Consider the following 13,267-nt stretch of genomic DNA (forward strand, 5'->3'; position numbering starts at 1 on the left):
AGTCTTACTTGACGTTGGCGCCGACGACGGCGTCCCAGTTCTTTGTGATGGCTTCCTTGGCCTTGCCCTGCTCGTCGAGCGTCGGGAACACCGCGGCTGCATAGGACTCGGCCGGCGGCAGCTTGGCCATCACGTCAGCCGGGAGCTTGCCGTTCTTGGCAAGGTCGTTGAAGCGGATCGGGTGGCAATAACCCTTCAGCCAGCCGATCTGGCCTTCGTCGGAATAGAGATATTCCAGCCATAGCTTGGCAGCATTCGGGTGCGGCGCGTAGGCGCTGATCGCCTGGACATAGACGCCAGCGACGACGCCGGTCTTCGGCACGACGACGTCGACCGGCGGATTGCCTTTCAGCGTGTCGCGGCCGGCAAGCGCGTTGTAATCCCAGGTCACCAGGATTGGCGTCTGGCCTTGGGCAAGCGTCGCGGGCTTGCCAATGACCGGCACGAAATTGCCGGCGGCGTTGAGCTTCTTGAAGAAGTCGAGACCAGCCGTGCCGGCAGCTTCGCCGGCAGCCGCACCGCCGGAAAGGCCGGCGGCATAGACGGCCTGGATGGCCTGGTTCGAAGCGCGCGGGTCACCGGCGAGCGCCACGGTATTGGCGAACTCCGGCTTCAGCAAGTCGGCCCAGTCGGCCGGCGCTTCCTTGACCAGGTCCTTGTTCACCAGGAACGAAAGCACGCCGTAATAGTCGCCGGTCCAAAAGCCTTCGGCATCCTTGGCGCTGTCCGGGATCGAGTCCCAGGTTGATACTTTATAAGCCTGGATCAGGCCATCCTTCTTTGCGGTCGGACCGAAGCTCAGGCCGACGTCGATGACGTCGGGCGCCTGCGGGCCCTTGTTGTCCTTGTTGGCCTTGATCGCCTCGACCTCGTCGCCTGAGCCGGCATCGGGGTTGAGTTCGTTGATGGTGATTTCCGGATATTTCGCCTTGAAGCCGTCGATGACCGCGCCGTAGCCGCACCAGTCATGCGGCAGCGCGATGGTGGTGAGCTGGCCTTCTGCCTTGGCTGCGGCGACCAGTTCATCCATGGACTGGGCCGACGAGATGGCAGAGGTCGCCATCAGGGCGACGGCCGAAAGGGAAAGCAGTTTTCCCGTGAATTTGAACATGTGTTCTCTCCGTTGAACTGACGCCGTTGGACGCCTGCGATGCGGTATCGTTTTCGTGTGACAGCCAGATGAAAGCTTTGTGAAACCGGCGCCCCGCAGTACGAAAAAGTAAACTCTTTTTAACCGGCTGTAGCAATCGCTGCGCCGTTATTTTTCCGGCTAACTAGTTTCGGCCTTGCCTTTCATCCTTCCCCCTTTCTTCGCCTCTTTTCCCAAGTCGATTTCCGATGCCTCAGACGGCGCCGGCGATGGCGTTTTCGAGCAGCGTCAGCGCCGCCTTCTTGGTCAGCTTGACCGGGTTGCCGCCGGCGGTCGGGTCGACCACCGCCATGTCGGCGATCAGGCCCTTGCGCTTCTTGTCCATGTCGAGCCCCTTGATCAGGCCGGGTAGTGCGTGCGGAACCTTGAGCTCCTTGCGCAGCTTGACGATCGCCTTGGCAAAGCCGTCGAAGCCGCCCTTGATTCCGCAATAGGCGGCGAGCCGGGCTATACGTGGCTCGATCGCCTCGCGGTTGAAGGCCAGCACGTAGGGCATGAACACGGCGTTGGTCATGCCGTGGTGGGTGTCGTAGAGCGCGCCGATCGGATGCGACAGCGAATGAATGGCGCCAAGCCCTTTCTGGAAGGCGGCCGCTCCCATGGCAGCGGCGCTCATCATGTTGGCGCGGGCGACCAGATCCTTGCCGTTGGCATAGGCTTTCGGCAGGTTTTCGAAGACCAGCCTTATGCCTTCCACCGCGATGCCGTCGGCCATCGGGTGATAGCCCGGCGCGCAATAGGCTTCGAGGCAATGGGCAAGCGCATCCATGCCGGTGCCGGCTGTGATGAAGCCGGGCATGCCGACCGACAGCTCCGGATCGGCAATGACGATTGCCGGCAAAAGCTTCGGATGGAAGATGACCTTCTTGGTGTGGGTCGCTTCATTGGTGATGACACCGGCGCGGCCGACTTCCGAACCGGTGCCGGCCGTGGTCGGCACGGCGATGATCGGCGCGATCGCATCGGCATCGGCGCGCGTCCACCAGTCGCCGACATCCTCGAAATCCCAGACCGGACGTGTCTGCCCGGCCTGGAAGGCGATCAGCTTGCCGAGGTCGAGCGCCGAGCCGCCGCCAAAGGCGATGACGCCGTCATGCTTGCCCTTCTTGAACACGGCAATGCCGGCGGTCAGGTTGGAATCCACCGGGTTCGGCTTGACCTCGGAAAACACGCCATACGGCACCTTGGCGTCGTCGAGGATCTTCAGCGTCGAGGCCACCACCGGCAGCTTGGCCAGTCCCGGATCGGTGACGAACAGCGGCCGCTTGATGCCGGTCGCCGCCAGCACCTCCGGCAATTCCTTGATGCGCCCCGCGCCGAAGCGGACGGTCGTCGGGTAATTCCATTTGGAAACGAGTTTTGTCATTTGTTGTCTTTCAGAAAATCAGATGGCTTCGCGCAGATGGTATGATTTCGGCCTGGTCAGATTGTCGTAGCCGGTGGCCGACAGTGCCGCGCCCTTGCCGGTGTCCTTGACGCCGGTCCAGACCAGCGCCGGGTCGAGATAGTCGCAGCGGTTCATGAACACGGTGCCGGTCTCGACGCGATCGCCGATCGCCGCCGCATGGTCGGTGTCGCGCGTCCAGATCGAGGCCGTCAGCCCATAGGGGCTGTCGTTCATCAGCGCGATCGCTTCCTCGTCGTTGCGCACCTTCATGATGCCGACGATCGGGCCAAAGCTTTCCTCGCGCATGACGCTCATCTGGTGGTCGACCTGGGTCAGCACTTCCGGCGCCAGATAGGGCGAACCTTGCCTGTCGTTGGCCACCTTCATATTGATATGCGCCCTGGCGCCTTTGCGCAGCGCCTCGGCCTTCTGCTCGCGGATCAGGTCGGCGAAGCGCGCCTGCGCCATCGGCCCCATGGTGGTCGCCTGGTCGAGTGGATTGCCGACGACGTAGTTCCTGGTCTCGGCAATGAAGCCTTCGACGAATTCGTCGTAGACCTTCTCGTGGACATAGACGCGCTCGATGCCGCAGCAGCACTGGCCGGAATTGAAGAAGGCGCCGTCGACCAGATTGGCAACGGCATGGTCCATCTTGGCGTCGGGCAGCACATAGGCGGGATCCTTGCCGCCGAGTTCGAGGCCAAGCGTCATGAAGGTGCCCGCCGCCGCCTTTTCGATGGCGCGGCCGCCGGCGACCGAGCCGGTGAAGTTGACATGGTCGATCTTGCCGGAGCCGAGCAGCCTTTCGGTCTGCGCGTGGTTCATGACGAGGTTCTGGAACAGCCCCTTGGGCAGGCCGACCTCATCGAACGCCTGCTGAAACCGTTCGCCGACCAACAATGTCTGCGCCGCGTGCTTGAGGATGACGGCGCTGCCCGCCATCAGCGCCGGCACGATGGTGTTGACGGCAGTGAGATAGGGATAGTTCCACGGTGCGATCACCATGACCACGCCGAGTGGCACCTTCTTCACATAACGACGAAAGCCGTCCTTCGGGTTGGAAGCCATGACCGGCTTCAGTGCCGCCTCGGCGATCTCGACCATGTAGCTGACGCGTTCCCTGACGCCGCCGAACTCGCCGCCATAGCGCACCGGCCTGCCCATCTGCCAGGCGATCTCCGGCACGATCTCGTCGGTCATGGCGACCAGCGCTTCCAGCATGGCAAGCATGTACTTGCCGCGCTCGACGACTGGCGTCTGCGCCCACTTCTCCTGCGCCGCCTTGGCACGTTCGACCGCGGCACCGATCGCCTGATCCGTCGCCAGAGGCCGTTCGGCATAGATCGAACCGTCGACGGGGGATTTTATTTTCACGGTTTCCAAAGAGGTCTCCAAATCAACAAGGAATTGTTTTGACATAGCCGGCCGCGCCATAGGCAAGGATTGCGCGATCGCGGGTGATGATCTCGAGGTTTTTCGAACGCGCCGTGGCTATGATGATCCGATCCGTCGGATCATTGTGAACGACGCCGGGCAGGAACGAAGACTCGACCAAAAGCTCACTGTCGATCCCCTCGACGCTCGCTGCCCCGGTCTGCACGAACCGTTCGAACCATGCGAGCGGCGACTTGATGAATGGCAACCGGCCCTTGGCTACAAGCACGCCGATTTCCCAGGCGGACATCACGGAAACGGCGATCACGCTGCCATTTTTGCGTGCGCTGGTCACCTTCTCGACCGCAGTCCTCGTGACCGGCTGCTCCGTTGACAGCCACAGCATGAAGCATGTGTCGAGCAGAACCCCCTCACTCGTCATAGACATTGCCCCAATCCGGATCGGCGGGCGCGGTATAGTCGACATCCGGAAGCAGAGTGAGCGTCCCGGCCATGCATCCAAACAACGGATCGGCACCCCGAGGCGGCACGATGTACTCTTCCTTGTTGCCGTTCATGTCGTCCACGGAATCCACTTGCCCCTCCTTGAAACCAGACCGGCGATCAGGCTCCGGTGGCCTCGTCGCATCACTGGAACTTCCGAGGTGCACCAATATCTCGCTTTCCTGCCGGTCGAGAATTTCAGCTATCTTGCGTATCTCGTCGACCTGCATGCGCCGCTCGCCGTTCAGTGTCCGCGACAAGGCGCTGTAGTGTATGTTCATGCGGCCGGCCATGCTGCGTACCGTGAGCTTGCGCTCGTTCATTCGACTCATGAACCACGCCTTGTCGACATGGGCTCTACCTTTGGGCAACGCTGCCTCCAGGGTGTTGCGGTGCGATAACCGCAACAATATTGCGTAAAGTGCAACGCCGTCAATACCGCTCGAACCCCCTGTGCAGTTCCCAGTCCGTAATCCGGCGGTCGTACTCGAACTGTTCCCAGTGTGCCGTGTGGACGTAATGTTCCAGCACATCGTCACCGAGCGCCTGCCTCAGCATTTTCGATTCCGCCAGCGTCGCGGTGGCGTCGCGCAATGTCTTTGGAATTTCAGGCAGCTGCGAGGCCTGGTAGGCATCACCGACGAAGGGCTTCTGCAGTTCAAGCTTTTCATCGATGCCGGCAAGCCCGGCCGCGATCAGCGCGGCGAAAGCCAGATAGGGGTTCAAATCGGCGCCGCCGATGCGGCATTCCATACGGATGCCCTTGGTGCCCTCGCCGCAAAGACGGAAACCGGCGGTACGGTTGTCCTCGCTCCACATGATCTTGGTCGGCGCAAAGGTGCCGGCCTGGAAGCGCTTGTAGGAGTTGACGTAGGGCGCCAGGAACCAGGTGAATTCCTTGGCATATTTGAGCTGGCCGGCCGCCCATTGCTGGCCGAGTGTCGACAGCGTCCACTCGGCATTTTTGTCGTAGAATAATGGCGTCTTGCCGTCGGCGCTCCACAGCGAATTATGGATGTGGCTGGAATTGCCGGCGAGCCCGTAATTGTACTTGGCCATGAACGAGATCGCCTTGCCTTCGGACTCGGCGATTTCCTTGGCGCCGTTCTTCAGGATGACGTGGCGGTCGGCCATGTCGAGCGCCTCGGCATAGCGGACATTGATCTCCTCCTGGCCGGGACCCCACTCGCCCTTCGAATTCTCGATCGGGATGCCGGCCGCCTCCATCTCGTTGCGCAGCCGGCGCATGACGCCTTCTTCCTTGGTGGTGATGCCGATCTGGTAGTCGCCGATGTAGGGCGATGCCGTCTCGAGGCCCTGCCAGTGCTTCTTGCGGGCGGAATCGTAGGTTTCGCTGAACAGATAGAATTCGAGCTCGGAAGCGAAATAGCCGATATAGCCGCGATCCTGCAGCCGCTTGACCTGCTTCTTCAGCATGGCGCGCGGCGAATGCGCCAGGTCGTCATGGGTATGGTGGTCGAGCACGTCGCAAATCACCAGCGCCGTCTTCTCCAGCCACGGAACGCGCCGCAGCGTCGCAAGGTCCGGCTTCATGACGAAATCGCCATAACCCTTCGACCAGCTCGCCGCCTTGTAGCCCGGCACCGGTTCCATATCGATGTCGGCGGCCAAGAGATAGTTGCAGCCATGCGTCTCGTCATGCGCGGAATCGACGAAATAGCGGGCCAGGAACCGCTTTCCCGCGAGCCGCCCCTGCATGTCGACGATGCAGGCCAGCACCGTGTCGACCTCGCCGCTGGAGACCGCTTGCTTCAACTGGTCGAACGAGAAATTTCCGGCCATTCCTTTGGTACTCCAGCGCTTGTCGTTTCGGGCTTGTAAAAAGCCACTTTGAAGATGTGGGAAGCTATGGCCGGCAAAGCGCCGGCCATAGTTGGAGGACTTGCCTCAGTGGCCGGTCTCGCCGACGGCCTGTTCCGCAGCCTTGATCGCTGCCTGGCGCGCCGCGATGATGTCGCCGAGCGGCGGGCCCTGGAAGCGGTTGCGCTCGAAGGCAAACCAAACGATCGCCGTCAGGATGAAGAAACCGACGGTGATGTAGAGCGCCCAGTCGTTCGGCGGCTGGATGCCGATGACGAAGATCAGGAGCATCGACAGGATCGAAAGCACGCCGAACAGCATGAAGATGGCGCGCCCCATGTTCCACGGTCCCATCTTGTCCCATTTCGGCGTTCCCCAGGCCAGCATGCCGAGCACGATCGGCACGGTGAAGGAGAGGAACAGGAAGATGACGGTGCACGACACGACGATGGTGTAGGCCGAGGTGCCTGCGACTGAAACCAGCGTCGAGCCCCAGACGAACAGGACGGACAGGATCGACGCCGTCCAGATCGCCGCCACCGGCGTGCGGTAGGTCGGGCTGACCTTGGCCAGCGCCGAGGAACCCGGCAGGCCGCCGTCACGCGAGAAGGCGAAGATCATACGCGAGGCGGAGGTGACGGTGGCGAGGCCGCAAAGCAGCTGTGCCAGGAAGACGACGAGGTAGACGAACTCCTTGATGCCGGGGCTGACGCGCTGGTCGAAGGCCCAGAAGAACACGTTCCAGCCCTGCTTGGCCGCATCGTCCATATTCGGGATCATCAGCACGAAGGCTGCGAGGAAGAGATAGCCGAAGACGGCCGACCAGATCACCGACATGACCATGGCGCGGGGCACGGAGCTCGCCGCCTTGATGGTTTCCTCGGAAGTATGCGCCGACGCGTCGTAGCCGGTGATCGTGTAGATCGGCAGCAGCAGGCCAAGTGCGAACACCCAGGCATTGGATACCGACGGCCAGACACCGGCGCCGGCATCGCCGGAATAATTGTGGAAGGTGAACAGCCGGCTGAAATCCCAGGTTTCGGCCGAGATCAGGCAGACGACCGCGATGAGGATCGAGCCGAAGAAGATGAGGTAGCCCGAGAAGTCGGTCAGCTTGGCGGTCAGCTTGATGCCGAGATGGTTGATCAGTGCCTGGGCGCCGGTGATGACGACCAGGAAGATCATCTGGTTGGTCAGCGTACCCTCGATGCCGAGCGCCGGTCCGAAGGCGCCAAGGAAAAACGTCCAGGTGCCGACATTGATGGCGCCGAGCACGGTGATCAGGCCGAGCAGGTTGAGCCAGGCCGTCACCCAGCCGGTGCCGCGATTGCCGAGGATCGAGCCCCAATGATAGAGGCCGCCGGCGGTCGGGTAGGCCGAGCTGATCTGCGACATCGCTACAGCGAAGGTCAGCGAAACGAAACAGCCGACCAGCCAGCCAATGCCGATACCGATGCCGCCGGAGCCGGAGGTTGCCTGCGCCAGCGAGTTGATGCCGCCGGACAGGATGCAGATGATCGAGAAGGAAACCGCGAAATTCGAAAAGCGACTGAGGCGCCGCTCCAGTTCCTGGGCGTAGCCCATGTTGTGGAGGACCTTTACGTCCTCTGCCTTGTCAACTTCAGTGTAGCCCGGTGCTGCCATTTTTTAGTCCCCTGTTGGTTTCTTAGCTGGCCGATTGAACTGACTTTCCGACTGCGCTTGGTCTGGGACCCTTGGCCGCCTCGGGCTCCAGATTGAGAAAAATACCCGTGAGCAGATCCGCCCATTTCCGCTGCCCGGCTGCGCCGGCGATCTCGTCGTTGCGGATTTCAATCATTGCGCAGGGCAGCCCGCGCGAGCGGGCATGGCGTTCCAGTGTGAAATAGACGCGGTCGGCCGGCGAATAGGGTTCATTGACGCCGACGGCGATGCCCGCAAGCTGCTGGAGCGCCGCGATCAGCGGCGCCGCCAGCCGGCGGTCCTCGTCATGGATGATGCCGATGTGCCAGGGCCGGCTCTTGCCCTTGTACACCGGCGTGAAGGAATGGACGGATACCAGCCGCGTCTCCCGCCCGGCCGCCAGACGCTCGTCGATGATCGTCGCGATCCGGTCGTGGAACGGCCGCCAAGCCAGCGCAATGCGCGCCTGCCGCTCGTCGGCGGAAAGCCCCTGGTTTGCCGGGATCACGGTTTTTTCGCTGGCGCTGACCGTCACTATCAGGTCCGGCGCGTCGAGCGGCCGGTTGCAGTCGATGACGAGCCGCGAGATGCAGGTCTCGACCAGCGTCGCATCGAGCACCTCGGCCATGCGGCGCGCTACCGGCAAGGCGCCGGGATCCCAAGCGATGTGGCGGGAAAGCTCCTCGGCGGCAAGTCCGAGCGTTCCGAATTCAGGCGGCAGGAAATTTGAGGCGTGGTCGCAGGTCAGCACGAAAGGGCTTGATCCGCCGGGGTTCGTCACCCTTACGGTCTCAGGCGATGCAAGGCTGGCGGGCCGTGCTGTCTCCATTGTCTGCTGTCCCCGGGGAGCGCTGTATCGTATGTTACGTATTTTGCCTCATTGCGTCCCTGCGGATGATTTCATACAGTTTGGTCGGCTTTGTCAAACGCGATTTCGATAACGCGGTAACGGCCCGGCCAGGGTGGGGAAAAACATGGTTTCGAGCATTGCCGAACTGATCTCCGACCGCATCGGCACCATGCCGGCCGGCGAGCGACGCGCAGCGCAAACGCTGATCGCCAGCTATCCGCTGATCGGGCTGAAGACGGTCGCCGAATTCTCGGCCACGGCCGGCGTATCGTCGCCGACGATCCTGCGTTTCGTCGCCCGGCTCGGCTTCCAGAACTATCCGGAATTCCAGTCGACGCTGCAAGACGAGTTGGCGGCGCAATTGCAGTCGCCGGCCTCGCGCACGCTCAATCCCTCCTCGCAGGGCAGCAGCGCCGTTTCGCCGATGCTGGAGGCGACGCTCGACAATATGCGCGAGACCTTCCGGCACCTTTCGGACAAGCAGCTTGCCGATATCGTCGCTAAGCTGGCCGACCGGCGCGGCAAGACATTCCTGATCGGCGGCCGCTTCACCGACCCGCTGGCGCGCTACATGGCCGCCCACCTTGCTATCATCCAGCCCAACGTGTTCCATCTCGCCGGCCAGGAAAGCGTCTGGCGTGACCGTCTGATCGACATGGGCAAGCGCGACGTGCTGGTGATCTTCGACATCAGGCGCTACCAGGACAGCCTGATCCGTTTCGCCGAGACCGCCAACCAGCGCGGCGTGCAGATCGTGCTGTTTACCGACCAGTGGCTGTCGCCGATCGCCCGCTTCGCCCGCCACGTCATTGCCGGGCGCACCGCCGTGCCTTCGGCCTGGGACTCATCCGCCGCACTTTTCGTCGTTGCCGAAACGCTGATCGGCGCCGTCACAAGGCAGCTCGAGGCCGACGGCGCCAAACGCATCCGCGAACTGGAAAGCCTGCGGTAGCGCAGCACTTCGGAAAGGGACGCTGCTGGCCGTGCCTAGTCAACCAAAAAACTGACCATCAGGATCAGCAAAAAAATGCCAAAGACAGACGCAAAGACCGCTGCCAGCAGGACCGTGCGTTGTTTCTTACCCATAACTTTCGCCTTGAAAGCATAGTCCACGTCCACGAATACGAACGTCAGTCTCGCCCCACTGCTCGGCCACCTCCCAACTCCTCAAGACCCGCCGGCGGCTTGGGCGGAGGAGTAATGACGACTGGTTCACACGCGAAATGAACAGCTTACCAAGGTGCTCGCTAACGGGGATGGCCGCATCATTCATCCGACCCATGTCACGGCCGAATGACCGCCTTGCCGCTGGCGCCTAACCAATTCAGCCGCAAACCGTGCCATCGCCCCAGTCCGGGTACTTTAGCCGTGGCAAGGATGATCGTAGTTCGGCTAGCCTTGTCTACGTGAAGCCGCTTCTTTGAACCACCAGTCAAAAGCGCGGTGAACTGCGCGGAGGAATTCGATGAGCTATCTGGACGAGCTGTTCTCAGTCGCCGGCAAGACGGCGCTGGTCACCGGCGCCGCGACTGGCATCGGCCGCATGGCGGCGACCGCGCTGGTCAGGGCCGGCGCCTCGGTGATGATTGCCTCGCGCAAGGGCGAGGATTGCGTCAGGGTTGCCGGCGAACTGAACGGGCTTGGCGCCTCCGGCCGGGCTGAGGGTTTCGCCGCCGACGTCTCCAGCGAGGCCGGCATCGCGGCGCTCGTTGCCGAGGTCAGGGTGAGGACCGAGCGGCTGCATATCCTGGTCAACAATGCCGGCATCTCCTGGGGCGCGCCGCTGGAAAGTTTTCCCTACCATGCCTGGGCCAAGGTGTTCGGCGTCAACGTCACCGCGGTCTTCCACCTGACGCGCGAATTGCTGCCTCTGCTCGAGGCCGCCGCCAGCGATGCCGACCCGGCCCGGGTGATCAACCTCGGATCGGTGATGGGCACGCAGCCTTTGGCCGAAGACGCCTACTCCTACTCGGCCTCGAAAGCTGCGGTTCACCACCTGACGCGCATCCTGGCGATCGAGTTCGCCGCCCGCCGCATCACCGTCAACGCCTTTGCGCCTGGCCCTTTCCAGAGCCGGATGACGGCCTTCGCCACTGGCACCGAGGACCAGGCAAGACATGTCGGCAACCACGTTCCGATCGGCCGCATCGGCGCACCGGATGACATTGCCGGCGCAACGCTCTATTTGTGCAGCCGTGCCGGCAGCTATGTCACCGGCGCCATCCTGCCGATCGATGGCGGGCAGTCGGTGCAACACGGGCTGACATTGTTCAAAGAATGAGACGCACGCCGTCCGGCGAGTGAAATGCCCGGGGGTGAAGATGGAGGACATCAGCGTGGAACCTATCAGTCTCGATGTGCTTCTGGCCAACGTCGGCAAGGAAGTCGGCGTGTCGCCATGGCGTGTCGTCACCCAGCGCATGATCGACCAGTTCGCCGATGCCACCGACGACCATCAGTTCATCCATTGCGATCCGGAACGCGCCAGCCGCGAGACGCCGTTCGGTGGCACCATCGCGCACGGCTTCCTGTCGCTTTCGCTGTTGTCGGCGATGACCTTCGAAACCATGCCGCCGCTCGAAAACAGCAAGATGGGCGTCAATCACGGCTTCGATTCGCTGCGCTTCCTGGCGCCGGTGAAGACCGGCTCGCGCATCCGCACCCGCTTCGTGCTGGCCGACGTCAAGGTCAGGCCGTCGGGCTGGGTGCAGACTGCCCACGACGTGACGATCGAGATCGAGGGCTCGAAAAAACCGGCGCTGACTGCGCGCTGGCTGACGCTGACGCTGATCGAACGCCAGCCGGAAGCGGTTTGACTGTTCGTCAGGCAGAGAAGCCCAAATCTATCTGTGCCAAATCTATTTGGCTTCGGCCGCGACGTACTTCATGTGACGACTGACCTGCAGCGCAATGTTGCCGGGCTATATCGTTTTGTGACAGTCAAGCTTCTGCTTCGTGCCACCCTTGCCCGACGCCGTACAGCGTATATATGCTGCATCCAGCCATCAGTCATAAGGCAGTAGAAAGTTGCAGCTAAGCGTCCAGGAGCGCCGCGAAAAACAAAAGGCCGAACTGCGTTCCGAACTTGTCGATGCCGCGCACAAGCTTGTCCAGGAAGAAGGCTATGACGGCCTCACCATCCGTAAGCTCGCCAAGCGCGTCGGCTATGCGCCGATGTCGGTCTATTCCTATTTCGCCGACAAGCAGGACATCCTGTTCGCCTTAGCCGAGGACGCGTTCGAGACCTTGGCCAGGCGCATCGCAAATCATACGGCCGACGACCCGATCGAGGCGCTCAAGGCCGTGCTGGTCGAATACGCCGCCTTCGGGCTGGAAAATCCCAACGAGTACCGCACCGTCTTCATGACCGAAAAAGTCAGGCCGCCAGCCGGCAAGACCTTCGCCGAAATGGAGAGCGGCAACCCGGCGATGAAAGTGCTGATCGAGAGGGTCGAAGCCTGCGTTGCCGCGGGCAGGCTCAGAGGCGATCCACGCGCCATCGCCACCATGCTGTGGGCAGTTGGCCACGGCGCCATCTCGTTGTTGATCACCTTCCCGTTCTACCCGTTCGGCGACCAGACGACGTTCATCACACGGATCGGCGACATCATGCTTGAAGCCATCGCCGCGCACCAGATCGCGCCGCTCACGCCGCCGGTCAATTGCTGAAGAGCGGCCCTTCTCCCGATCTGTAGGATCTTCTCCGAACGATCCGCGCTCCGGCACCGAGCGTTCGGCAATTCCTGCGCTCAACTTCTCTGTACATGTACGATTTTGCTTGAACCTCCGTAAGTCATAGCCGTATCTGTACGCAATACCGTACATGTACAAGTCGAATAACTGGAACCGGAGACTGACCATGAAGAAGGCAATCCTCACGCTCGCCGCCCTGCTGGCGCTCTCTGGCGCCGCATTTGCCGGCAGCAGTCAGCCAGCCAAGCAAGAAGGGGCCTGCGTCGACACCAAGACCGATGTGAAGCTCGATTGCGCGCCGACCGGATCGCTTGAAAAGGCGGATGCCGCGACCCACAAGGCCGGCAGCAAAGGCCCGAGGCTCGGCATCGGCATCGACCCGTGGATCGTGCCAAGCAGCTTCTGAGGACTTCGAGCCATCGGCGAAACTGCCAATCTCCCCCCTTGCGGGGGAGATCGCCCTCGTTCGGGCTTTCGCCAATCATCGACGCTGGAACGCAAAACCGCGCAAACCTGAAGGGTTGCCCTCGCCAACCGAACCGGCCCCGCCGGGCCGATAGAAATTATCTCTTGCGCTTCTGTCCTGCCACGCTTTTGGGCTTGCCAGGTCTTGCCGGTGCGCCGGGAATGGCCGTTCCGGTGATCGACACCGGATCGCTGGCCGGGAATGTATCCTCGAGGCCTTCCTCGAGTTCCTCTTCAATATCCGTCTCAGTGCGCTGCTCGTTTTCGAAAGAGCGCACAGCCGGCGTCTTGGCCGGCGACTTCGGCGCGGAGTTCGACGGCATTTGCATTCTCCCTCGGCTCGCTGTCGCAGAACGGTCGG

14 protein-coding genes are annotated in these 13,267 nt (G+C 62.1%); 5 read left to right on the forward strand and 9 right to left on the reverse strand.

Translation table 11 applies throughout. The features are described from left to right. Positions 1-4 precede the first annotated feature (4 nt). From NKH21_RS20865 to NKH21_RS20900, 8 genes are all read right to left on the reverse strand, one after another. The gene (locus tag NKH21_RS20865) at positions 5-1,111 is read right to left on the reverse strand and encodes an ABC transporter substrate-binding protein (protein ID WP_352588184.1); all 1,107 of its coding nucleotides are present in this window, start codon (positions 1,109-1,111) and stop codon (positions 5-7) included. Between the two features lie 232 nt (positions 1,112-1,343). Beyond that, positions 1,344-2,516: an iron-containing alcohol dehydrogenase gene (locus tag NKH21_RS20870; RefSeq protein ID WP_023719041.1), complete on the reverse strand. Its 1,173-nt coding sequence runs from the start codon at positions 2,514-2,516 to the stop codon at positions 1,344-1,346. Positions 2,517-2,534: 18 nt separating this feature from the next. Then, positions 2,535-3,956, reverse strand: coding sequence for an aldehyde dehydrogenase family protein (locus NKH21_RS20875; protein WP_352665559.1), 1,422 nt, complete (start codon positions 3,954-3,956; stop codon positions 2,535-2,537). Further along, positions 3,934-4,359, reverse strand: a complete 426-nt coding sequence (locus NKH21_RS20880; RefSeq protein ID WP_352665560.1) for a type II toxin-antitoxin system VapC family toxin — start codon at positions 4,357-4,359, stop codon at positions 3,934-3,936. The genes NKH21_RS20875 and NKH21_RS20880 overlap by 23 nt, the downstream gene beginning before the upstream one ends. Further along, positions 4,343-4,747 (reverse strand): helix-turn-helix domain-containing protein, encoded by a 405-nt coding sequence (locus NKH21_RS20885; RefSeq protein ID WP_352665561.1) that lies wholly within the window; start codon positions 4,745-4,747, stop codon positions 4,343-4,345. Before NKH21_RS20885 ends, NKH21_RS20880 begins: the two co-directional genes overlap by 17 nt. Positions 4,748-4,847: 100 nt before the next feature. After that, the gene (locus NKH21_RS20890) at positions 4,848-6,218 is read right to left on the reverse strand and encodes a glutamine synthetase family protein (RefSeq protein WP_352665563.1); all 1,371 of its coding nucleotides are present in this window, start codon (positions 6,216-6,218) and stop codon (positions 4,848-4,850) included. Positions 6,219-6,323: 105 nt separating this feature from the next. After that, positions 6,324-7,880 carry an amino acid permease gene (locus NKH21_RS20895; protein WP_352665564.1) on the reverse strand — a complete coding sequence of 519 codons (1,557 nt, stop codon included), beginning with the start codon at positions 7,878-7,880 and terminating at the stop codon, positions 6,324-6,326. Between the two features lie 22 nt (positions 7,881-7,902). Beyond that, positions 7,903-8,727 (reverse strand): N-formylglutamate amidohydrolase, encoded by an 825-nt coding sequence (locus tag NKH21_RS20900; RefSeq protein WP_352665566.1) that lies wholly within the window; start codon positions 8,725-8,727, stop codon positions 7,903-7,905. Between the two features lie 145 nt (positions 8,728-8,872). On the opposite strand from NKH21_RS20900, the gene NKH21_RS20905 reads away from it, so the two are divergent. From NKH21_RS20905 to NKH21_RS20925, 5 genes are all read left to right on the forward strand, one after another. Then, entirely contained in the window at positions 8,873-9,700 is an 828-nt protein-coding gene (locus NKH21_RS20905; RefSeq protein ID WP_352665568.1) for a MurR/RpiR family transcriptional regulator, read from the forward strand. A gap of 513 nt (positions 9,701-10,213) precedes the next feature. Then, on the forward strand, positions 10,214-11,029 hold the full coding sequence (locus NKH21_RS20910; protein ID WP_352665571.1) for an SDR family oxidoreductase: 816 nt from the start codon (positions 10,214-10,216) through the stop codon (positions 11,027-11,029). A 40-nt stretch (positions 11,030-11,069) separates the two neighbouring features. After that, positions 11,070-11,564, forward strand: a complete 495-nt coding sequence (locus tag NKH21_RS20915; protein WP_031211357.1) for a MaoC family dehydratase — start codon at positions 11,070-11,072, stop codon at positions 11,562-11,564. 211 nt (positions 11,565-11,775) lie between these two features. Beyond that, the gene (locus NKH21_RS20920; RefSeq protein ID WP_352867214.1) at positions 11,776-12,417 is read left to right on the forward strand and encodes a TetR/AcrR family transcriptional regulator; all 642 of its coding nucleotides are present in this window, start codon (positions 11,776-11,778) and stop codon (positions 12,415-12,417) included. Between the two features lie 190 nt (positions 12,418-12,607). Then, a complete protein-coding gene (locus NKH21_RS20925; RefSeq protein WP_352665573.1) occupies positions 12,608-12,847 on the forward strand; it encodes a DUF680 domain-containing protein in 240 nt (79 codons plus the stop codon). 157 nt (positions 12,848-13,004) lie between these two features. Here the strand turns inward: NKH21_RS20925 and NKH21_RS20930 are convergent, their stop codons facing one another. Further along, positions 13,005-13,229, reverse strand: a complete 225-nt coding sequence (locus tag NKH21_RS20930) for a hypothetical protein (protein ID WP_352665575.1) — start codon at positions 13,227-13,229, stop codon at positions 13,005-13,007. Positions 13,230-13,267: the final 38 nt, after the last annotated feature.

It is taken from the genome of Mesorhizobium sp. M1329 (assembly GCF_040318035.1).
Classification (GTDB): Bacteria; Pseudomonadota; Alphaproteobacteria; order Rhizobiales; family Rhizobiaceae; genus Mesorhizobium.

What these genes read in the sequence shown, in the direction of transcription:
- NKH21_RS20865 (WP_352588184.1), bottom strand. Translation starts at nt 1,111, where the DNA reads ATGTTCAAATTCACGGGAAAACTGCTTTCCCTTTCGGCCGTCGCCCTG.
- NKH21_RS20870 (WP_023719041.1), bottom strand. Translation starts at nt 2,516, where the DNA reads ATGACAAAACTCGTTTCCAAATGGAATTACCCGACGACCGTCCGCTTC.
- NKH21_RS20875 (WP_352665559.1), bottom strand. Translation starts at nt 3,956, where the DNA reads ATGTCAAAACAATTCCTTGTTGATTTGGAGACCTCTTTGGAAACCGTG.
- NKH21_RS20880 (WP_352665560.1), bottom strand. Translation starts at nt 4,359, where the DNA reads ATGTCTATGACGAGTGAGGGGGTTCTGCTCGACACATGCTTCATGCTG.
- NKH21_RS20885 (WP_352665561.1), bottom strand. Translation starts at nt 4,747, where the DNA reads ATGAGTCGAATGAACGAGCGCAAGCTCACGGTACGCAGCATGGCCGGC.
- NKH21_RS20890 (WP_352665563.1), bottom strand. Translation starts at nt 6,218, where the DNA reads ATGGCCGGAAATTTCTCGTTCGACCAGTTGAAGCAAGCGGTCTCCAGC.
- NKH21_RS20895 (WP_352665564.1), bottom strand. Translation starts at nt 7,880, where the DNA reads ATGGCAGCACCGGGCTACACTGAAGTTGACAAGGCAGAGGACGTAAAG.
- NKH21_RS20900 (WP_352665566.1), bottom strand. Translation starts at nt 8,727, where the DNA reads ATGGAGACAGCACGGCCCGCCAGCCTTGCATCGCCTGAGACCGTAAGG.
- NKH21_RS20905 (WP_352665568.1), top strand. Translation starts at nt 8,873, where the DNA reads ATGGTTTCGAGCATTGCCGAACTGATCTCCGACCGCATCGGCACCATG.
- NKH21_RS20910 (WP_352665571.1), top strand. Translation starts at nt 10,214, where the DNA reads ATGAGCTATCTGGACGAGCTGTTCTCAGTCGCCGGCAAGACGGCGCTG.
- NKH21_RS20915 (WP_031211357.1), top strand. Translation starts at nt 11,070, where the DNA reads ATGGAGGACATCAGCGTGGAACCTATCAGTCTCGATGTGCTTCTGGCC.
- NKH21_RS20925 (WP_352665573.1), top strand. Translation starts at nt 12,608, where the DNA reads ATGAAGAAGGCAATCCTCACGCTCGCCGCCCTGCTGGCGCTCTCTGGC.
- NKH21_RS20930 (WP_352665575.1), bottom strand. Translation starts at nt 13,229, where the DNA reads ATGCCGTCGAACTCCGCGCCGAAGTCGCCGGCCAAGACGCCGGCTGTG.